Annotated in this window: 19 protein-coding genes; 13 read left to right on the forward strand and 6 right to left on the reverse strand. The window is 48.4% G+C overall.

Annotated elements, in window-relative coordinates; translation table 11 throughout:
- Positions 1-278: 278 nt before the first annotated feature.
- The 3 genes from tnpA (at position 279) to RBH92_RS09615 (ending at position 3,872) form a co-directional block, all read left to right on the forward strand.
- Positions 279-710, forward strand: coding sequence for an IS200/IS605 family transposase (tnpA, locus tag RBH92_RS09605; protein WP_307931855.1), 432 nt, complete (start codon positions 279-281; stop codon positions 708-710).
- 404 nt (positions 711-1,114) lie between these two features.
- A complete protein-coding gene (locus RBH92_RS09610) occupies positions 1,115-2,308 on the forward strand; it encodes a response regulator transcription factor (RefSeq protein ID WP_307931856.1) in 1,194 nt (397 codons plus the stop codon).
- A 370-nt stretch (positions 2,309-2,678) separates the two neighbouring features.
- Positions 2,679-3,872, forward strand: coding sequence for an IS4 family transposase (locus tag RBH92_RS09615; protein WP_307931857.1), 1,194 nt, complete (start codon positions 2,679-2,681; stop codon positions 3,870-3,872).
- A gap of 179 nt (positions 3,873-4,051) precedes the next feature.
- On the opposite strand, the gene RBH92_RS09620 is transcribed toward RBH92_RS09615, so the two are convergent.
- The 5 genes from RBH92_RS09620 to queG form a co-directional block, all read right to left on the reverse strand.
- Positions 4,052-5,035, reverse strand: coding sequence for an IS5 family transposase (locus RBH92_RS09620; protein WP_307931813.1), 984 nt, complete (start codon positions 5,033-5,035; stop codon positions 4,052-4,054).
- A 442-nt stretch (positions 5,036-5,477) separates the two neighbouring features.
- Positions 5,478-5,714, reverse strand: a complete 237-nt coding sequence (locus tag RBH92_RS09625; protein ID WP_307931858.1) for a hypothetical protein — start codon at positions 5,712-5,714, stop codon at positions 5,478-5,480.
- A gap of 85 nt (positions 5,715-5,799) precedes the next feature.
- Complete coding sequence (locus RBH92_RS09630; protein ID WP_307931859.1) at positions 5,800-6,708, reverse strand: D-hexose-6-phosphate mutarotase; 909 nt, start codon at positions 6,706-6,708, stop codon at positions 5,800-5,802.
- A gap of 47 nt (positions 6,709-6,755) precedes the next feature.
- Positions 6,756-7,967 carry a formate-dependent phosphoribosylglycinamide formyltransferase gene (gene purT, locus RBH92_RS09635; protein WP_307931860.1) on the reverse strand — a complete coding sequence of 404 codons (1,212 nt, stop codon included), beginning with the start codon at positions 7,965-7,967 and terminating at the stop codon, positions 6,756-6,758.
- Positions 7,964-9,079: a tRNA epoxyqueuosine(34) reductase QueG gene (queG, locus tag RBH92_RS09640; protein WP_307931861.1), complete on the reverse strand. Its 1,116-nt coding sequence runs from the start codon at positions 9,077-9,079 to the stop codon at positions 7,964-7,966. The genes purT and queG overlap by 4 nt, the downstream gene beginning before the upstream one ends.
- Between queG and tsaE the strand changes: the two genes are divergently transcribed.
- The 10 genes from tsaE (at position 9,074) to hpnA (ending at position 18,274) form a co-directional block, all read left to right on the forward strand.
- Entirely contained in the window at positions 9,074-9,577 is a 504-nt protein-coding gene (gene tsaE, locus RBH92_RS09645) for a tRNA (adenosine(37)-N6)-threonylcarbamoyltransferase complex ATPase subunit type 1 TsaE (protein WP_307931862.1), read from the forward strand. The genes queG and tsaE overlap by 6 nt on opposite strands.
- The gene (locus RBH92_RS09650) at positions 9,544-11,004 is read left to right on the forward strand and encodes an N-acetylmuramoyl-L-alanine amidase (protein ID WP_307931863.1); all 1,461 of its coding nucleotides are present in this window, start codon (positions 9,544-9,546) and stop codon (positions 11,002-11,004) included. The genes tsaE and RBH92_RS09650 overlap by 34 nt, the downstream gene beginning before the upstream one ends.
- A 176-nt stretch (positions 11,005-11,180) precedes the next feature.
- Positions 11,181-12,320 (forward strand): MlaE family ABC transporter permease, encoded by a 1,140-nt coding sequence (locus RBH92_RS09655; protein WP_307931864.1) that lies wholly within the window; start codon positions 11,181-11,183, stop codon positions 12,318-12,320.
- A gap of 4 nt (positions 12,321-12,324) precedes the next feature.
- On the forward strand, positions 12,325-13,134 hold the full coding sequence (locus RBH92_RS09660; protein WP_307931865.1) for an ABC transporter ATP-binding protein: 810 nt from the start codon (positions 12,325-12,327) through the stop codon (positions 13,132-13,134).
- The gene (locus RBH92_RS09665; protein WP_307931866.1) at positions 13,107-14,006 is read left to right on the forward strand and encodes an MlaD family protein; all 900 of its coding nucleotides are present in this window, start codon (positions 13,107-13,109) and stop codon (positions 14,004-14,006) included. The genes RBH92_RS09660 and RBH92_RS09665 overlap by 28 nt, the downstream gene beginning before the upstream one ends.
- Positions 14,003-14,644 (forward strand): ABC-type transport auxiliary lipoprotein family protein, encoded by a 642-nt coding sequence (locus RBH92_RS09670; protein ID WP_307931867.1) that lies wholly within the window; start codon positions 14,003-14,005, stop codon positions 14,642-14,644. Before RBH92_RS09665 ends, RBH92_RS09670 begins: the two co-directional genes overlap by 4 nt.
- A 75-nt stretch (positions 14,645-14,719) precedes the next feature.
- Entirely contained in the window at positions 14,720-14,848 is a 129-nt protein-coding gene (gene lptM / locus RBH92_RS09675; RefSeq protein WP_307931868.1) for an LPS translocon maturation chaperone LptM, read from the forward strand.
- Positions 14,845-16,101, forward strand: a complete 1,257-nt coding sequence (lysA, locus tag RBH92_RS09680) for a diaminopimelate decarboxylase (RefSeq protein ID WP_307931869.1) — start codon at positions 14,845-14,847, stop codon at positions 16,099-16,101. Before lptM ends, lysA begins: the two co-directional genes overlap by 4 nt.
- Positions 16,102-16,167: 66 nt before the next feature.
- Complete coding sequence (locus RBH92_RS09685) at positions 16,168-17,226, forward strand: phytoene/squalene synthase family protein (RefSeq protein ID WP_307931870.1); 1,059 nt, start codon at positions 16,168-16,170, stop codon at positions 17,224-17,226.
- 58 nt (positions 17,227-17,284) lie between these two features.
- Positions 17,285-18,274, forward strand: coding sequence for a hopanoid-associated sugar epimerase (hpnA, locus tag RBH92_RS09690; protein WP_292925101.1), 990 nt, complete (start codon positions 17,285-17,287; stop codon positions 18,272-18,274).
- A 46-nt stretch (positions 18,275-18,320) separates the two neighbouring features.
- Here the strand turns inward: hpnA and RBH92_RS09695 are convergent, their stop codons facing one another.
- Positions 18,321-19,634 carry a putative bifunctional diguanylate cyclase/phosphodiesterase gene (locus RBH92_RS09695; protein WP_307933954.1) on the reverse strand — a complete coding sequence of 438 codons (1,314 nt, stop codon included), beginning with the start codon at positions 19,632-19,634 and terminating at the stop codon, positions 18,321-18,323.
- Positions 19,635-20,301 lie beyond the last annotated feature (667 nt).

A 20,301-nucleotide genomic window follows, 5' to 3' on the forward strand; every position in this document is an offset into this window, starting at 1 on the left:
ACAGCGTAGGCATTAACGCTCGACTTCCATTTATGATTTGGGAAAAATTATCCAATCCAGTAAGACCATTTCATAAGCGATGAAACACCGTCATGATTTTTTGGGAAATGTGCGTTTTGTCATACCTTCATCATATTTTTCTTGTTAGCATAAAGCCAATGAATGCATGAATCTAATTAAAGGGATATCACTTCTTTTATTGTCCATCATAAGGTTAAAACCACCGGCTTCAGCCGGTTAGCTTTAGCTGCGAGAATATGCCACACAGGAGGTGTGGCATGGATTATAGACATGGAAGTCATACGGTTTATCAGATTGAATATCATTTTGTATGGGTAACGAAGTATAGATATAAGATTCTGAAGGGAGAAGTAGCAGAACGAGTACGAGAGTTGGTTCGTCAGACGTGTGAAGCATTTGAAATGAGAATTGTACAGGGTGTAGTAAGTAAGGATCATGTGCATATTCTGGTGAGTTGTCCGCCGGAGATGGCTCCGAGTGAGATCATGAGGCGGCTAAAAGGACGAACATCGAGCTATCTGTTTGAAGAATTTCCTCACTTGAAGAAGCGGTACTGGGGAAGGCATTTTTGGGCGCGAGGGTATTTCTGCGTGACAGTAGGTCAGATGACAGAAGAGATGATCAAACAATACTTGGAGCATCATTTTGAGCCAAATCCAAACGACAATTTTAAAATGGAGCCGGAATAAGACGCGTCGTTTAGTCGACGCGTATCCGGACTTTCAGTCCGTAACTCAAACCCACCGGCTTTAGCCGGTGGTAATTAATTCGCTTGTACATGATTATCTTTATCAAAAAATTAAGAATTAGATAAAAATAATATAGAAAATAAATAATCATGAACATATTACTAAAGTTTTGAGCATTAAAACCGCAATAAAGTCAGGAAAACGTTAATTAGCAACAGTATGAATTTTTAAATCATTAGTTTGATTATAAAACTCCGGATCACGAATAGAGTAATAGAGCAAGCAGAAGCATGGCATGCATTAAAATTTTTAATATATATTATATTTTTCATTGGTTTATTTATCTGATCTCAAATTAGAGTGTGATAAAATTATATAAAGTAACTGTTTAAAGGTAACGCTAGATGGCCAACAAAACAGAGCGGGTAGTTACAAGAATCTCCCACAATAGTAGATTTGGTGAAACCAAGATATTAATTGTTGTTGAGAAATATATATCTGGAAAAACATTAAAAAATATGCTAGAAGAATGGGCATATGATATCACAGGCATTTGCACCTCTAGCCAAGAAGCTTTAGTCAGGGTAAAGAAAGACAAACCCGACCTTATATTAACTGATATGGAATTAAATGATTGTGATGGAATTCATTTAGCTCAGCAATTGAATTTACAAACTGATCGTTCGAATCTCTGCATTTATTTCACTGCTTATGCGTCTGATTTAGTAATTCAGCGCACCATGACTATTGCAACGGCACTTGGACATAACATTAGCAAAGCTAAAGGAAAAGATTACTCTGATTTTGAATCATGTTTCTGCCAATATCATGGCATTGACAAAACAAAAAACATGATTGCTCAATTTTCTATGCAACAAATTAGGGTGTTGATAGTCGATGATCAACAAATTGTCCTATGGGGATTAGAGAAACTTATAAATGCCGAAAAGCCAAAAATGGAAGTTATTGGTGTTGCGACAAGCATTGTTGATGCTAAAAAAATTGCAATAGAAAAACAGCCCGATGTTATCGTATTAAATATCTTTCTTAATAATATTGATTGTGTAAGCCATATCCCAGAGTTTGCAAACAATGGAAAAACTCGAGTTGTAGTTTTCACTGAGACACAAGATAAAGAAATAATTGATCGAGCAATACTTAATGGCGCAAGAGGAGTATTGCACCGAAGAGAATCGATGCAAACGATACTCCGAGCCATTGAGAAAATTCATGAAGGTGAACTCTGGTTGGATCGAATTACGACAGGTCGCATTTTATTACAGAATTCACGAATTCGAGGAAAAATCCCGTCCGACTCTAGTAGTGAAAAAATAACCATGTTAACTCGCAAAGAATGCATGATTCTCAGGGCATTCTCTGATGGTACTGGCGGGGAGCAGAATAAGCAGATTGCTGCTAAACTATGCATGAGTGAGCATACATTACGTAATCATTTAACTTCGATTTTCAGTAAACTTGGAATTAAAAACCGCTTTAGTCTTTTTGCTTATGCAAAACAGCATTATCACCAATTAGAATCCACTGTAGGCGATTCTTACAAAGGAAGTGGCGGCATCAAGGTTGAAGCACATAAGTAAAACAAGCCATTTACTGCTGAAGTGGTTCCTTGAAACCGTACAGCCCGAATGCCTTGGTGTAGTCTCCTCGTTTTTTCGATCCAATCTAAAGTAGAGGTTGATGGTATTTTGCCATAGCGAACTGCGCTGGTGGAATTACATCGAGTTCACTTTTTTATGCTTTTTCTGCGCATCCCGGTACCACGGGCAAATACTCTCCACCAGTTCTCCAAAAAACCTTTCACCCAACAAAGGGATCGGACTCTGAGGTCTCCCCACAAAACCTCATTGAGTTTCAATAAACTAGGGCGTATTATTCATCCAAAACAGCACATGCAAGGCAGGTTTAGTGTCTCTTTCGTAGCGACCAAACTGCGAAGGAGAACCTGCCATGCATGCGATCACAATCTTACACCGCATTCTTTCCACAAACTTCCCTGAAATTCATGCCAAACGTTTGGCTAGTCTGCTGGCCGCTGTCGAGGCTGTGGTAACGGGCAGCCGTCTGACGCTGAGCGATATGGGGCGCGGCCTGTCGGGCGCAGTTGCGGTCAGGCACAACATCAAACGCATCGACCGCCTGCTCGGCAACGGCTCGCTGCTCGCTGAAATCCCGGGCCTGTATGAAGCGCTCGCCCGGCAGTGTTTGGCGGGTATCTCCATGCCGCTGATCGTCATTGACTGGTCTGATTTGACGCCTGACCGGCAATGGCAATTGTTGCGAGCATCGGTCGCCATCGAAGGCCGTAGCGTAACTCTGTATGAGCAAGTGCACCCGCAGTCGCGCGCGACATCGCCGCGCGTGCATCAGGCATTCCTCTCCAAACTTGCCGCCATGCTCCCGCCCGGTTGTGTGCCGATCCTGGTTACCGACGCCGGCTTCCGTGGCGCGTGGTTCAGGCTGGTCAACCGCATGGGCTGGTATTGGGTCGGACGCATCCGCAACCGCGACATGGTCAGCCCGGCGAATGATGATGCCTGGGTTGGTTGCAAAACACTCTATCCGCTCGCCACCGCCAAGGCGAAGTCGCTCGGCCAATACGACTATGTGCGCAAGCATCCGGTGCTGTGCCGTCTGGTGTTGGTCAAACGCGCCAGCCAAAAACGCCACAAGAGGAGCCGTCTTGGTAAGCGTGTAAGATCGAGCCGCAGCCTGAAGAATGCACGCGCTCAACGTGAGCCGTGGTTGCTGGCATCAAGCCCAAACCTCGGGCATCTGAGCGCTGAAGCAGTAGTTGCCGTGTATGCCCAGCGCATGCAGATCGAGGAGTCTTTCCGCGACCTGAAGAGTGAACGTTTCGGCTTGGGGTTCTCCGAAAACCGCACCACACTGAAAAACCGCTTGGGCGTGCTGTTGCTGGTCGCCTGTCTCGCCTCGTTTGTGTTGCGCCTGATTGGCGAAGTGGGAAAGGCGATGCAACTTGAATTCCAGTTCCAGAGCAACACGCGCCGCTCTCGGCCCGTGCTGTCGGTGATTAGTTTGGCGCTACAGCTTGTGCAGCATGGGATGGCGGCATTCCCGCCGCGCGAATTTCGTGAAGCTCTTGAGCGACTACGTTATGATCATCCTGCGCTGCAACTTTGAGGGGAGACCTCAGGATCGGACTCGATTGATCTTTCCCCGTTTAGCCTTTTTAGGGAAACGCTGATTAATTCGCCACACCCCAAGGGCAAAGCGAGCAGTTCTGGGATATTGGGTTAAAATTTGCCATATTCTGGGTTGAATTGCGTTATTTCTTGCCTTATTCCGCTCATTTCTTGTCTTTAAGACGCAATCTGGCTGTCAGAGCTACATAACCACCGGCGAGCCAGCAGCAAGTTGGCAAGCCCAAACAGTGAAAACATCTGAGCATTATTTTTGGCCATTCCTTTGTAGCGAGTTTTGCGATGCATGAACAGATTCTTTACGACATGAAAGGGATGCTCAACTTTGGCACGAATGCTGGCTTTTGCATGTTCAAGCTTCTCCATCAGTTCGCCTGCTGTTGTTTTGGGCAATGCCTTGCGCTTGGAAGGGCGCATCGCGATATGCCAGGTTACGGGCAATTCAAGATTCTCTTCTCGTTTCTCAACGCCCAGATAGCCCGCATCACCAAATACATCGGTTTCATCACCATGCAGCAGCGCCTGTGCCTGAGTAACATCGTGGACATTGGCTGCCGTTCCGATCAGGGTATGAACAAGCCCTGATTGCGCATCGACACCGATGTGTACCTTCATGCCGAAGTGCCACTGCTTGCCTTTCCTGGTTTGATGCATTTCGCTATCGCGTTTTCCTTCTCTATTCTTGGTCGAAGGAGGCGCTGAGATCAGCGTAGCATCAACAATCGTACCTTCGCGAAGAAATAGTCCGCGTTCAGCCAAATGTGCATTGATTGCATCAAAAATGGATTCCGTCAGATGATGCGCTTCCAGCAAATGGCGAAATCTCAGCAGAGTCGTCGCATCCGGTACTGCTTCCCGATTCAGATCAATACCAACAAAGCAGCGGATTGCTTGACTGTCGTATACAGCATCTTCCGCGCCTTCATCCGAAAAACCAAAGCACTGTTGCACAATATACATCCTCAGCATCCGTTCCAAACCAATCGGTGGATGACCTCGCCTACCGCTAACCGGATAATACGGAGCTATAACATTCAGCAGGGATGTCCACGGTGTTGCAGCTTCAATCTCAACCAGAAAACGATCACGCCGGGTTTGTTTCTTCTTTGCCGCATATTCCAGCTCAGAAAAGCTTGATTGCATCGCTCTATTCCATGTTTATCAATAGCAAGGTATTTTATCTAACCTTTGCAGGTCTATCTATTTGATCGAATAGATCAGTGTTTCCTTAGATCGTTTGTCGCCTCTGCGTGGCTTTGGTTGAGACTATCTTTGTGCCAAATCTGTAACTTGTTGAAGAAACCACTCATTTCCTAACGCCCAAGCTTTATTAGTTGCAGCTCTGATCTCATCCACCGTTCGTTCTGGAATTTGATGCTCAAATAAAGCACGATAAGCCGATTGACGGCTAGAAGCATCTTGCCCGAGAGCCGTGTAAATTGTGTGCGCCTTGATCAGGGAATTACTCACACCCAACGCATTAAAGTGATAACTGGGCCAAGGAAATCCGCCGGATGCTTAACCATATCAGCACGAACTGGATTCATTTCAATATACCGGCTACAGCTTACTAAACAACCACCGGCTAAAGCCGGTGGTTGTTTAGTTCATTTAGACTCGATATGAGTGGCAGTACCTTTCTGAATCTTATTTCATAATCTTCTTTTCCCTTCAATATCTTACTTAATTTTTCCAGGGCATCAGAACTTAGATCGTATAGATAAACCGTTTTATCTCTGATTGAAATTTTTTCTTTAGGCTTAACGAAAGCCAAAAGTGAAAATGAAGTAATCTTTTCGACTTTCTTTTCTTCATCTGACATGATTATGCAAAGCCTTATGACTTGATTATGCAACTAGCGAGGCACACAAGGGGTCACATCACATCACTTATTCACAATCAACTAATCAACTACGCACCACTCTGTAATTAGCCACCAATCGACACTCCCCGCCTGGTGCAACTTCCCGAACATCGTCCGCCGCGTTAGTGGTTTCCACGCACAATAAGCGCTGATAGTCGTGATCTTCCAAATCGGCCATATCCTTGGCGATTTTCTCCCACGGATTCCACACCACGGCGGTTTTGCTGCCTTGTGAGGTGATTTGGATGCGGCGATTCAAGGCCGCGTCGTCAATGGTTAAGTTATTGCCGACGTTCAGATAGATGCGGTCGACTTCGGCGTCGATGGTTACATCACCGGTTTGATGTCTTTGCGTGTTGCCGCCGCCGGCTTTGTCGAGATAGTCGCAGCCGTTCAGACCGAGTACTTTGGCTTGCGCGATGTCGCCGACTTTGAAGTAGGTATGGAACGCTTGCGTGATGGTGAATGCTTCTTTGCCGGTGTTGCGCGTGATCAATGACAGACTCAAGCTGTCGCCAACGACGATTTCCTGCCGCAGGCTGAACGCATGCGGCCAAATGGCTTGCGTTTCCGGCGTATCGTCGAGTCCGACGGTGACTTTGATGTCGCCGTTCGCCAGCGCTTCGGTGACGACCACATTCCAGCCACGATTGCGCACGAAGCCGTGCCCGGGACGGCCTTTGCCTTCGGGATCGGCGCCGAACCACGGCCAGCAAATTGGCGCGCCGCCCTTGATCGCTTTGCCGTCTTGGTAATACGCTTTCGCGCTCAAAAATAGTACATCTTCCGCTTCACTGGCGGGCTGATACGACAATACCTGACCGGCATGGATCGAGATCAGCGCTTTGGCTTTGGCGGTTTTCACCTGGATCATCGGCAAGCCGCCGTTACCGGCGATAAATTCCAGTTGCCCCGTAATGCCGAAATTGGCATTCAATTGTTCGATAGTCATAATATTTTTCCTTGATTGTTAATTAATTTGAAATTTAACAGGCTGTTTTAATCTTTGATCGGTATCACCCGGCTGGCCGCAAGTTTAGCACGGCTTCGCGCTTCATCCGTATCCGAGCCATTGGCCAAAGCAACTCCCATACGACGACGCGTAAACGATTCGGGTTTGCCGAATAGACGTACATCGCTTTGCGGCACGCTGAGCGCTTCGGCGATGCCGGAGAATGCAATGCCTTTGGCTTCGAGTTGCCCGTAAATCACCGCGCTGGCACCCGGTGCCAGCAATGACGTATCCACCGGCAACCCGAGAATCGCGCGCGCGTGCAAGTCGAATTCGCTTTGCTTCTGGCTGCACATCGTCACCATGCCGGTGTCGTGCGGGCGCGGACTGACTTCGCTGAACCACACATCGTTGCCCTTGACGAACAATTCCACGCCAAAAATACCCAGCCCACCCAAGTCATCGGTGATAATTTTGGCGATTTCGCGCGCGCGTTGCAGCGCCGTCGCCGACATGGCTTGCGGTTGCCAGCTTTCGACGTAATCACCATGCACTTGCACATGCCCGACCGGTTCGCAGAAATGGGTCTTGACGCCGCCACCGGCATCAAGCGCCCGCACCGTCAGTTGCGTGATTTCATAGTCGAAATGAATCACGCCTTCAACGATGACCCACCCCTGATCGACGCGGCCGCCGCTGGCGGCATAATCCCAAGCTGCTTCGACTTCACCGGCGTGATCGATGCGCGATTGGCCTTTGCCGGACGACGACATCACCGGTTTGACGATGCACGGATAGCCAATCGTATTGTCTATTGCCGCTTGCAATTCCGCCAAGCTGTTGGCAAAAGCATACGGCGACGTTGGCAGCCCCAAGGTTTCCGCCGCCAGGCAGCGAATGCCCTCGCGGTTCATCGTCAACCGGGCGGCGCGCGCGGTCGGAATCACGGTGGCAATGCCCGCTTGCTCGATTTCGACCAGCATGTCGGTGGCGATCGCTTCGATTTCCGGCACGATGATATCGGGCTTTTCCTGTTCAACCAATGCCCGCAACGCCTGACCGTCCGCCATATTGATCACATGCGCGCGATGCGCAACCTGATGACCCGGCGCGTTGGCGTAGCGGTCCACTGCGATGGTTTCAACACCCAGGCGCTGCAATGCGATGATGACTTCCTTACCAAGTTCGCCGCTGCCGAGCAGCATGACTTTTTTCGCCGATGCACTCAGCGGCGTACCGATGATTGATGATGTTTTCATGTTGATGACTCCCGAATGGCGGTTGTTTTTTGATGTTGTTGTTGCAGTGCCCATTGCACATGTTCGCGCACCATGTCCGATGGATCATCCGCGCGCGCTTGCAGTGCGCTGACGATTTCCGCGGAATACGGCGCGTTGCCCAAACCGACGGCGATATTACGCAACCATTGCTGATAGCCGATGCGCCGGATCGCACTACCCGCTAGTTTGGTCTCGAATGTAGCCTGATCCCAGCCGAACAATTCGACGAGCGAGACATCGTCCAGACCGTTACGCACGTGAAAGTCGTTTTCTTGGGTGATTTTGGCGTATTTATTCCACGGGCACACCAATTGGCAATCGTCGCAGCCATAGATGCGATTACCGATCAGCGGCCGCAATGGCTCGGGAATGCTGTCTTTCAATTCGATGGTCAGATAGGAAATACAACGGCGCGCATCGACTTGGTAAGGTCCGATGATCGCCCGCGTCGGACAAATGTCGATGCAGCGGGTGCAACTGCCGCAATAACTTGCGGTTTCTTCGTCTACCGGCAGCGGCAGATCGACGTACATTTCGCCGAGGAAAAACATCGAACCGGCTTGGCGATTCAGTAATAAGGTGTGCTTGCCGCGCCAGCCCAAACCGGATTTCTGTGCCCAGGCGACTTCCATCACCGGCGCGCTGTCGGAAAATACGCGGTAATTGAACGGACCGGCCGCTTCGGTGATTTTGTCGGCCAGTTTCTGCAACCGCGCGCGGATCACCTTGTGGTAATCGCGTCCCAATGCATAGCGCGAAATAAACGCGCGATTGCCATCGTGGATCACTTCCCAACTGCTTTTGACGGCGGGCGGCGCATAGTTGATACAAACGGAAATGACTCGCTGCGTGCCGGGTTCCAATTCCGCGGGCCGGGTACGCTTGGTGCCGTGTTTTGCCATATAATCCATGGTGCCATGGCATCCTTGTTCCAGCCAGCGGAACAAGCCGGATTCCACTGCCGACATATCCGCCTGCGCATCGGCGATGCGGACATCGTGAAATCCGAGTTCCTTGCCCCAGGCTTTGATCGCTGTTGCTAAAACAGCAAAATCTGAAATCTTTTTTGTATTAATGGTATTTACTTGCATAACGAACTTTCGACAGCGGTTGAGTCAGCGCGCAATTTTTCCTGTTATCTTGCCGATGACACAGCAACCCTAAAATTTGGTGAAAAATTATCGGCTTACCTGAAACCCGGCATGGCCATTCATCTGACCGGCAACTTGGGTTCCGGCAAGACAACCCTAACCCGAGGCATGCTGCGCGGACTTGGATACCCGCATGCCGTCAAGAGTCCGACGTATAATCTGGTTGAAATCTACGAAATCTCTGGGTTATACTTCTATCACTTTGATTTTTATCGGTTCAATGATTACCTTGAATGGGAAGAAGCAGGTTTCCGCGAATATTTTAATGCAGATTCGATTTGCGTGGTTGAATGGCCTGAAAAAGCGGGTGATTTATTACCACCGCCGGATCTGCGGTGCATTATTAGCGTTCTCGATGCTGGCCGGCAAATCGAAATTCAGGCTTGCACCGAGACAGGAAAACAATGTTTAACGCATTGGAAAGCAATCAGCCGGTAACGCCTCTTTTCAGAACTCCATATTGCGCGTCCGCAAGGACATATCTGCAAGTCTTTCAGCTGATTGTTCTATTGTTCTGCATACTGGCGCTACAGCCGGCAATCGCAGCAGATGCGACGGTTAAATCCGCCCGCATGGGACTCACACCCGATTACACTCGTATTACTTTGGAATCCAATCAACCATTGGATTACGAGCTAAGCATGCTGAGCAATCCGCATCGCGTCGTCATCGATCTCAACCGAACCAAGATCACCCCAGCACTCGCCGCTTTGCCGGATAAAGTCGATGCGATTGATCCATACGTGCAGAAAATCCGTGTCGGGCAGTTTAAGCCTGATGTGATCCGGCTGGTTTTCGACTTGAAGTCGAATGTCGTGCCGCGTGCTTTTGTGATGGAACCGAAGGATAACTTTGCACATCGTTTGATCTTGGATATTCATCACCCCGATAAGGCAATCCAAACCGCGGCAACTGACAACGTCATTAACAACGCTCCCAGTGGATTTGAAACCGATGTGCTGGATGAACTGGTCGCGACGCTGATGCAAAGCGGAACTGCTGAGAAGAAAGAAAAACCGGCGCAATGGATTTTCCCGCACGGGCCGAAACCGCAACAACTGACAACTGCCGTGACACCTGCCAAGCAACCCGGCAACATCCCGGCAACACAGAATCGCAAACCTGAAAAAGTCAAAGTTCCGCGCATTTTAATCGTCGCAATCGATCCCGGGCATGGCGGCAAGGATCCCGGTGCAGTCGGTCAACAAGGCACTTATGAAAAAGATGTCACGCTGGCGATTGCCCGCAAACTGAAAGAGCGCATCGACAAGGAACCCAACATGCGCGCCGTTTTGACGCGCAACGGGGATTACTATATCTCATTGCCGCAGCGGCGCATCAACGCCCGGCGCGCCAATGCCGACCTGTTCATTTCCATTCATGCCGACGCCAATCCCAAATCCCATGCGCACGGCTCTTCGGTTTTCACGCTTTCGGAACATGGCGCGACTTCGACAACCGCCAGTTGGCTTGCGAATAAGGAAAACAGCGTCGACAACGATCTGATGGGCGGCATCGATATCACCTCAAAATCCAAGGATATCAGAGAATTGCTGCTGGATTTGTCGCTCAACGCGACCATTAACGATAGCGTCAAACTGGCCGAATACGTGTTAAAGCAGCTTGGCGGCATCAATCATCTGCACAAACGCAATGTTGAACAAGCGGGCTTTGCTGTGCTCAAGTCGCCCGATATCCCGTCAATTTTGGTCGAAACCGCATTCTTGAGCAATCCCAAGGAAGAGGTCAAATTGCGCAGCACGCAATATCAAAACCGGATGGCGGATGCCATGTTTCTAGGTATCAAAAAATACTTTTCGGATAATCCTGCATTAGCGCGTTCTGAAATGGCTCAAGTCAAGTAGGCTTCGCTCCAATTCCCCGAAATTCACGATCATTCCAGCCGTTTTGTTTTAATATAGATCGTAAATAATAGGTTTCATTGTAAATTCGCGAGTCTTGAATCAACAGTTTTAATTCCGATCTGATATCGCATCATTTTTTGGCCGCTACTTTAATATGCTCAACCCAGCAGCAATGTATGCACTCTGAACTTGTTCACAAATCGCTCAATACCTGGTACCAGCTCACCATTGCTGATGGTTTCACGCAAATCGTTTTGACGGGTAATTACACGCTGACCGCGTTGGGGCACTACCTGGAATCGTTAACCGCTGAACTGACGCAACAAGCCGAGAATCAAGACCTCCGCTGGGATTTGACCCGCATTCAACAGCTTGATACCGCCGGAACAGCGATCCTCTGGCGAGCCTGGAAGGGGCAACGTCCCGCGCATCTGCAGTTGCGCCCGGAACATGAAAAGATGTTTGCCCGGCTTGAACACACCCCGGTTCTGCGCGCAGGCACCCGCCGCCGGGATTTAGCATGGCCCATCACAACTCTTGGCAGGCTGGCGTTGCTATTGTGGAGTAATGCGCTCGGATTGGTCATGCTGATTGGTCAATTGCTGCTGGATGTATTGTATTTGATACGGCATCCTGTCTTAATCCCTTGGCGCGAAATCTCCGCGAATCTATACCGCACCGGGGCGCAGGCTCTGGGAATTACAGCATTGGTCGGTTTTCTGATCGGTATCGTATTGAGCTATCTGTCTTCCAAGCAATTACAGATATTCGGCGCGGATATCTTTATCATCAATATCCTTGGCATCAGCATTATCCGCGAATTAGGCCCCATGCTGGCCGCTATTCTTGTCGCCGGCCGTTCCGGTTCGTCGATGACCGCGCAATTAGGGGTGATGCGGGTCACGCAGGAATTGGATGCTTTAACCGTCATGGGCATCTCGCACAGCCAGCGCCTCATTTTGCCCAAAGTTTTGGGCCTCGGCATCGCCATGCCTTTATTAGTGTTGTGGACCAGCGCCATCGCATTAATCGGCGGAATGGTTGCGGCTGAGTTACAATTAGGGTTGAGTTATCACCATTTCTTGCGGGCATTGCCGGATGTCGTGCCGATCGCAAATTTATGGCTCGGATTAGGAAAAGGGATTGTGTGCGGCATGGTGATCGCGCTCATTGCTTGTCATTTCGGGTTAAGAATCAAACCTAACACGGAGAGTCTGGGAGAAGGCACCACCACTTCCGTGGTTACCGCAATCACAATGGTGATCATTATCGATGCAATATTTGCCGTCATGTTCTCAGATGTAGGAATCACCTAGCGCCATGCCGAATCCCGAATGTGTCATTGAGATCGAGTCTCTCCATACCCGGTTTGGCAGCCATGTGGTTCATCGCGGCATTGATTTATGCGTTTATCGCGGCGAAATTCTCACGCTTATCGGCGGCTCGGGCAGCGGAAAAACCACCTTGTTGCGGCAAATGCTGGGCTTGGAACAGCCGTCGCAAGGCAGCGTCAAGATTTTTGGCCAACCCCGGGATGATATGCTTCGCAATCATCTGAAAAGTAATATCCGTAACCGCTCCGGTGTTCTGTTTCAGCAAGGTGCGCTGTTCAGCGCGCTGACTGTTTTCGACAATGTCGCCCTGCCACTGCGAGAACTTCACTTGTTGAGCGACGATCTGATTCGTGAATTGGTAATGATCAAACTCGATATGGTTGCCATCGGCGCGGAACACGCCGACAAAATGCCGGCCGCTTTGTCAGGCGGCATGATCAAACGCGTCGCGTTAGCGCGTGCGTTAGCGCTGGATCCCGAGCTGCTTTTTTTGGATGAACCGACCGCCGGTTTGGATCCCGAACTCAGCGAAAGCTTTGTTGAATTGATCCTTTCGCTGCGCCGGGAATTGAATCTCACTATCGTGATGGTGACGCATGATCTGGATACGCTGGTGGCGCTGTCCGACCGCATTGCCGTACTCGCCGATCAGAAAGTGATTATCGCCGACACGCTGGAGCAAATATGCCGGTTCCAGCATCCGTTTATCACCAGCTTTTTCAAAAGCATTCGACACAAACTTGAACAAAACACTCACTCGGAGCATTCATGGAAAACCGCGCCCATGCCCTTGTAGCCGGCATTTTTGTTATTTTTCTCAGCATCGCCGCCGGCTTGGTTGCAGCTTGGTTTAGCGGCGACAATATCCAGCGCATTTCCTATCTGGTTGTCACAAAGGAATCCGTGAGCGGGCTCAATCCTCAGTCTTCCGTGCATTACCGCGGCGTACTCATCGGCAAAGTTGAAGATATTGAATTCGATCCCGATGATTCGCAGCAAATTCTCGTACATATCGCGGTCAATGAAAACGTCAATTTGCAAAATACCGTGTACGCGCAGCTTGGCTATCAAGGGGTAACCGGTCTTGCCTATATCCAATTGAACGATGACGGCATCGGCACCGGCAAGCTGCCGGATCATGCGCGCATTCCGATGCGTCGCTCGCTATTCGATGAAGTCACGGTTTCCGGCCAGCACTTGTTGACGAATGTCAACAAATTAGTGTTGAAAATGAACCACCTGCTTAACGATGACAATCAAACGCATATTGGACAAATTCTGCAAAATATCGATAAAGCCACCAAAAACTTTGAAGGTATCGCCAGTCACTTGCAACCGGTATTGGAGTCGTTCACGGAATTGACAACCGAATCAAGCTTTCTGGTAAAACGGCTTGATCAACTGCTGGGGGAAATTAATCTGGCGGTAAATAAAGCCAATCAAAAAGAAGGTATTTTCGACAGCTTGGCGGAAAGCGCTCAAGAACTCGCCGTCACTATTCCCGAATTGAGAAAATTGAGTAACAACATTGCACGTAACTCAAGCAACTTTGACCGGGTGTTACAGCAATTGGAAGAGAATCCGCAAAGCTTGATATTTGGGCGCCCATCGATACAACCCGGACCGGGAGAGGAAGGATTTGTGCCACCGAAAGGAATCCAGCAATGATCAGAATGCTGCAATCAATATTGTTTATTTCATTAATCTCGGGTTGTACGCCGCTGCAAAAAACACCCGGTGCGATATCGACTTATGATTTTGGTGTGCTTTATCCGTCCAATATGGAAATGGAAACGGCAACAACACAAGTACCGCAATCCCAGTTTGCCAAAAAAAGCTTACTGATAGCCGATGTGTCATCCCCTGCATGGCTTGATAACACCGCGATTCATTATCGTTTGATGTATCACAATCCCGCGCAAACATTCACTTATGGAAACAGCCGCTGGATCGCGGCACCCGCCGCGTTGTTTACGCAGCAGTTGCGCGACCGGATTGCCTCCCGGTTGAATGAATATGTCATTAAGGACAGCAGCACCGCAAAAACCGACCGGATATTGGACATCGAGTTGAAAGAGCTTGTACATTTGTTCGAAACCACGACCGACAGCCACGTTGCATTCGGATTACGCGCCAGCTTGATCGAACGCAATTCACGCAGGCTGCTGGCGCAAAAAGATCTCAGCATTACAGCAAAAGCACCCTCTCCCGATGCTGCTGGGGCTGTCTCCGCCATCAGTACCGCCAGTAACCGGATCATCAACGAGCTAATCGATTGGTTGAATTCTGTATCGCTTAACGACTAGCGCTGCGTTGCGATCCTATTAGCCGTGACATTTTGTTATGTTAGTATCTTATCAACCCCAAAACAACGGATTCACATGCGTTTACTTATTATCATGATTTTTTCAGCTTACCTTTTGAATGCCTGCGGCCATAAAGGCCCGCTGCATTTACCCAAAACCGGCGATGAGAACCCCGCAACAACCCATGACATCGAAAAGAAATGAGCGGCTTTCCCGAATTTAATTACCGTGGCAATGAGCTTTTTGTGGAATCGGTGCCGTTGCGAAAGATCGCTGAAACCTTCGGAACACCTTGTTATGTTTATTCCCGATCCGCTCTCACCAAAGCTTATCAAAAATTTGAAACAGCTTTTGCCGGCCGCGATCATTTAATCTGCTATGCGGTAAAAGCCAATTCCAATATCGCCATACTGAATCTCTTCGCACAACTTGGCAGCGGTTTTGATATTGTGTCGGGCGGAGAATTGCAGCGCGTGCTCCAAGCCGGCGGCGATCCGGGTAAAACTGTCTTTTCAGGTGTCGGAAAAAGCCGTGCTGAAATGCAACTGGCGCTAAATGCCGATATCCTGTGTTTTAACGTGGAATCCGAAGCTGAATTAATCACCTTAAACGAAGTAGCACAAGCAATGGGCAAAATTGCTCCGGTTAGCCTGCGCGTTAATCCGGATGTCGATGCCAAAACCCATCCGTACATTTCTACCGGCTTGAAGGAAAACAAATTCGGCATCCCGGCCAGTGCCGCCGCAAGCATCTATCAATCCGCGCATCAGTATTCGAATATCCGTTTTACAGGACTCGACTGCCATATCGGCTCGCAATTAACGGAACTCGGCCCCTTTATGCAAGCCGGTGAAAAGATGCTCCAATTGCTTAATACATTGCAATCGCAGGGATTGGAGATCGAGCATCTGGATTTGGGCGGCGGGCTGGGTATACGCTATGCCCACGAAACGCCGCCAACCATTGAGAATTACGTTGCTTCACTTTGCGCCGGCACTCAGCACATCAAACAACGCTTACTGATAGAACCAGGACGCTCCTTGGTAGGAAATTCCGGCATTCTGCTAACCCGTATCGAGTACCTCAAACACACATCCGCCCGGAATTTTGCCATTGTCGATGCAGCGATGAACGATCTGATGCGCCCGGCATTGTATGACGCGTATCATGAAATCCTTCCGGTCATTAACAACCGGGCAGAACTCAGAAAATACCAAGTCGTCGGTCCAGTATGCGAAACCGGTGATTTTCTGGGGCATGACCGGGAGTTTGCTGTAGAAACCGGTGATTTATTGTCGGTGATGTCAGCCGGTGCTTATGGCATGAGCATGAGTTCCAATTACAATACCCGGCCACGCGCCGCCGAGATTATGGTGGATCAGGATAAAACCTACGTCATCCGGCAACGTGAAACCATCGATCAACTCATCGCATCCGAGCAAACGCTGCCACAATAAATAATCTACATTTGGAGATACGCTCAATTATAGTAAGATGCGGTATCGCCCTATGATGAATTTGTAATGACAAGCCAACCCAGTATCGACGATGAGCTTTATCAGGACCATATCCTGCAAGGGGTCTCACGTACTTTTGCATTGACCATTCCGCAATTGCCGGAAGCTTTGCGCCGCGTAATCGGCAATGCTTATCTGCTATGCCGCATTACCGATACCATTGAAGACGATAATGCGCTCTCATCCGAGCAAACCCGGCAACTGTCGGACATGTTTGCGGATGTCGTCTGTGGCAGCGCATCCGCGGAAGAATTCGCGCAGCAGCTCTACCCGCTTTTATCCAGCCATACCATCCCTGCCGAACATGATCTGATCAAAAATACACCGGCTGTTATCCGTGTCACTCACAGTTTTAATGCGGCGCAGCGCAAAGCTCTGGAGCGGTGTGTGCGAATCATGGCTAAAGGCATGGCCGACTACCAAGAAACAGAGTCACTGAATGGCCTAAAGGATTTACCCGCAATGAATCAATATTGCTATTACGTTGCCGGTGTCGTGGGTGAAATGCTGACCGAATTATTTTGTGATTATTCGGAAGAAATTAATCTGCATAAGCCAACATTGATGAAACTGTCCGTCTCTTTCGGCCAGGGATTGCAGATGACCAATATCCTCAAAGACATCTGGGATGATCGTAAACGCGGCGCTTGCTGGTTGCCGCAAGACATTTTTCTAAAGTATGGTTTTCATCTTACTGATATGCAACCAGGTATGAAAGATACAAACTTTCAAGCGGGTTTAGCGGAGCTATTAGGAATAGCCAAAGGACACTTGCAGAATGCCTTGATCTATACCAGTTTGATACCGCTCCACGAAAAAGGCATCCGGCGTTTTTGCCTTTGGGCGATTGGCATGGCCATTCTGACTTTGAATAAAATCAATAGCCGCCGGGATTTTTCTGAAGGTACCCAAGTAAAAATCAGCCGCAACAGCGTCAAGACAACCGTCGCATTAACGAGTTTATTTGCGAGTAACGATTGGATATTGGAGTTATTATTCAAATTAACCTCACGGAATCTGCCCGCTGTTGAACCGCATAATGAAGCGCTTTCAGGTACTTCGTAAATAATCGATTAATGCACATTCCGGGCATTCCAACTATCTATTTCGACTCAAAGGCACCATGAAATCATTAGTCACCGGTGCTACCGGGTTTCTCGGTTCGGCCGTCATGCGTTGCCTGCTCACAGCCGGGCATGAAGTTCGCGTCTTGGCCAGACCCGACAGCGATCGCCGGAACCTTAAAAACTATCCAGTTGAAATCATCGAAGGCGATCTGAGAGACTTTGAATCACTCAAACGCGCGGTCCGGGGATGCGATAACCTCTTTCACGTGGCAGCCGATTACCGGCTTTGGGTGCCGGATCCGGCAACCATGCATGAAATCAATGTCACCGGCACCCGCGCACTCATTATTGCGGCCCATCAAGCAGGACTGAACCGGATTGTATATACCAGCAGTGTCGCCACGCTGGGCTTAAACCCCGATGGAACCCCCGCAAATGAAGAAACGCCAAGCGACCCGGCGGCCGTCAATGGTTATTACAAGCGTTCGAAGTATCAGGCTGAGCAGTTAGTCAGACAATTGACCGTCGATCATCAATTGCCTTTGATCATCGTAAATCCTTCAACGCCAATCGGTCCAAACGATATCCGCCCGACTCCGACCGGGCGTATCGTCTTGGATACAATCGCTGGCCGCATGCCGGCCTATGTCAATACCGGTCTCAATATCGCACATGTAGATGACATCGCATACGGTCATTTATTGGCCTATCAACATGGAAAACCCCAAGAACGCTATATCCTGGGTGGCGATAACATGACGCTTCTGCAAATCCTGCAAACCATCGATGAGATTAATAACACCCGGCATTACCGCGTCAATATCCCGATCAGCGTAATGCTTCCGATGGCTTGGTGCATGGAGAAGATTGCTCTTCTGACACATACCGAACCTCGCGCAACACTCGATAGCATCCGCATGGCAAAGAAATTAATGTTTTTCTCCAGTGAAAAAGCCGAACGCGAATTAGGTTACCGGTATCGCCCCGCAGTCGAGGCGCTCAAAGATGCGGTTAAATGGTTTAAGGACAACGATTACTGCAATTGAGTGACAAAAGAATGTGAAGGAAAAGAATTTTCCCGGATTTTCATAGTCATGCGATGTGTTGCTCTTTAAAGGCTTCGGCATTGATCGGCCTACCAGTCAGATACCCTTGGATCAAATCGCAACCTTCCTCCCGCAAGAAACCCAACTGTGCATCATTTTCTACACCTTCCGCTACTACCTGCAAATTCAGGCCATCGGCCAAGCTAAGAATGGCGCCGATAATTGCCATGTCTTCTAAACTATTGACTACATCATCCACAAAAGTCTTATCGATTTTCAAAACTGATAATGGAAATTTTTTTAAGTAAGCTAGCGAGGAATAACCGGTACCAAAATCATCAATAGCGATTTTGATCCCCGCCGCATGCAGTTTAGACAAAGTATCTCTTGATTTCTGCGGGTTATCCATCAGCATCGTTTCTGTAATTTCCAATACCAAACTCGATGGTAACAAACCCGTTTCATGCAGCGTCCTGTTAGTCAACTCGAGAAAATCATCTTGCACAAATTGATGCGGTGATACGTTTACGGAAATATAAAATTCTCTGAGACCTGAATCCTGCCATTGCTTTGCTTGGAGACATGCACTTCGTAATGCCCAAGCGCCAAGAACCTTTATTAAACCACTACTTTCCGCCAATGGAATAAACTTCATCGGTGAAATGAATCCTTGCTTAGGACTTAACCAACGCATCAAAGCTTCAGCACCTTTCAACTGACCAGTTCGCGCGCAAAATATCGGCTGATAATGCAGCATGAATTCGCCTTTTTCAATCCCTTCATACATTGCGGACTCAAGCGACAAATCACTTCTTTCGATGTCACTGATCTGATCGCAATAGATACCCCAATGATTTTTGCCGAATGATCTCGAACGATACATTGCCGTTTCCGCGTTGCGGAATAACTGCAGGAAATTTTCGCCATGCTCAGGATAGATCGAAACCCCGAGATTAGTGCGGATATGCAACGTATGTTCTTGAATACGAAACGACCGTTGCATGGCGGTCATTATCTTTTTAGCGATCATCTCGATATTGCCCTGACCAACACCCATCATGATCATGGCAAATTCATCCTCACCTACACGCGCCACCGTATCGCTGCGACGTACACAAATCTGCAAGCGTTCAGCAACGGATTTGATGAGTTCGTTACCGACAGCATGTCCAAGCAAGTCATTAATCTTTCTATAACCATCCAAACTCAAAACGATTAACGACAAAAATTGTTTCTCCCGTCGCGCCATTTCAATGTTCATTGTGACACGATCGTCCAACAACACTCTTCCAGGCAAGCCTGTCAATTCATCGTGGGTCGATAAATAAATTAACCGATCTTCATTTTCTTTCCAATGCATGGCATCAAACGCTGCAACCAGAAAGGAATCGTCGGACAAATAAAACAAATAACAGTTGACCCAAACCGGCAGTACCCTTTGGCGTAACAAACGGCACACAAAAACTTGCTTCTCACCACTTTCTTTTGCGTTTTTCCGGGCTTCAGTAAGAAGTACCAGATCTTCCGGCTGAACGAACCTTTCAATCGATTCTTTTAACAGTCCCGTCGATACTTGTAGAAACGTTTGCGAGGATGTAGATGTTCGCTGAATTATGCCCTGCGGATCAATACAAACGACGAAATCACTGATCGTTGAGAGTAAACCAAATGGACCATTCTGTTTCACAAGAAAAGGCCTCCTAAGTAAACCGATAATTTATTTATGACAGAAACAATATTGGCTTTGCTCGACCGCAACCCAATACCCTTAAAAATTAATTATTCTTTTGTATTTACCCAAAACTCTTCATTTTCGGGAGATTGATATCTACGGAAGATCGATGGATTTACTTGAGAATCGGTTTTCACCTGATTTAATCGCAGTTTTCTAACGACTAATTGGGTATTCAATTAACCCTTTAGAAGAACAAAGGAATTAATAAAAAGAATGGATGGTTGCGCTTAAAACCGGGAAATAGAGCGTCTGATTCGGTTGAGTCCTATTTTACGTTACCGATCAGCCAAAG

The organism is Nitrosomonas sp. sh817, assembly GCF_030908545.1.
In the GTDB taxonomy this organism is placed as follows: Bacteria; Pseudomonadota; Gammaproteobacteria; order Burkholderiales; family Nitrosomonadaceae; genus Nitrosomonas.

Coding starts and splice junctions, on each gene's coding strand:
- RBH92_RS09650 (WP_307931863.1), top strand. CDS start 9,544: ATGTTTAACGCATTGGAAAGCAATCAGCCGGTAACGCCTCTTTTCAGA.
- RBH92_RS09630 (WP_307931859.1), bottom strand. CDS start 6,708: ATGACTATCGAACAATTGAATGCCAATTTCGGCATTACGGGGCAACTG.
- queG (WP_307931861.1), bottom strand. CDS start 9,079: ATGCAAGTAAATACCATTAATACAAAAAAGATTTCAGATTTTGCTGTT.
- hpnA (WP_292925101.1), top strand. CDS start 17,285: ATGAAATCATTAGTCACCGGTGCTACCGGGTTTCTCGGTTCGGCCGTC.
- RBH92_RS09615 (WP_307931857.1), top strand. CDS start 2,679: ATGCATGCGATCACAATCTTACACCGCATTCTTTCCACAAACTTCCCT.
- lysA (WP_307931869.1), top strand. CDS start 14,845: ATGAGCGGCTTTCCCGAATTTAATTACCGTGGCAATGAGCTTTTTGTG.
- purT (WP_307931860.1), bottom strand. CDS start 7,967: ATGAAAACATCATCAATCATCGGTACGCCGCTGAGTGCATCGGCGAAA.
- RBH92_RS09625 (WP_307931858.1), bottom strand. CDS start 5,714: ATGTCAGATGAAGAAAAGAAAGTCGAAAAGATTACTTCATTTTCACTT.
- RBH92_RS09610 (WP_307931856.1), top strand. CDS start 1,115: ATGGCCAACAAAACAGAGCGGGTAGTTACAAGAATCTCCCACAATAGT.
- RBH92_RS09620 (WP_307931813.1), bottom strand. CDS start 5,035: ATGCAATCAAGCTTTTCTGAGCTGGAATATGCGGCAAAGAAGAAACAA.
- RBH92_RS09660 (WP_307931865.1), top strand. CDS start 12,325: ATGCCGAATCCCGAATGTGTCATTGAGATCGAGTCTCTCCATACCCGG.
- RBH92_RS09655 (WP_307931864.1), top strand. CDS start 11,181: ATGCACTCTGAACTTGTTCACAAATCGCTCAATACCTGGTACCAGCTC.
- tnpA (WP_307931855.1), top strand. CDS start 279: ATGGATTATAGACATGGAAGTCATACGGTTTATCAGATTGAATATCAT.
- lptM (WP_307931868.1), top strand. CDS start 14,720: ATGCGTTTACTTATTATCATGATTTTTTCAGCTTACCTTTTGAATGCC.
- RBH92_RS09685 (WP_307931870.1), top strand. CDS start 16,168: ATGACAAGCCAACCCAGTATCGACGATGAGCTTTATCAGGACCATATC.
- RBH92_RS09665 (WP_307931866.1), top strand. CDS start 13,107: ATGGAAAACCGCGCCCATGCCCTTGTAGCCGGCATTTTTGTTATTTTT.
- RBH92_RS09670 (WP_307931867.1), top strand. CDS start 14,003: ATGATCAGAATGCTGCAATCAATATTGTTTATTTCATTAATCTCGGGT.
- RBH92_RS09695 (WP_307933954.1), bottom strand. CDS start 19,634: ATGCATTGGAAAGAAAATGAAGATCGGTTAATTTATTTATCGACCCAC.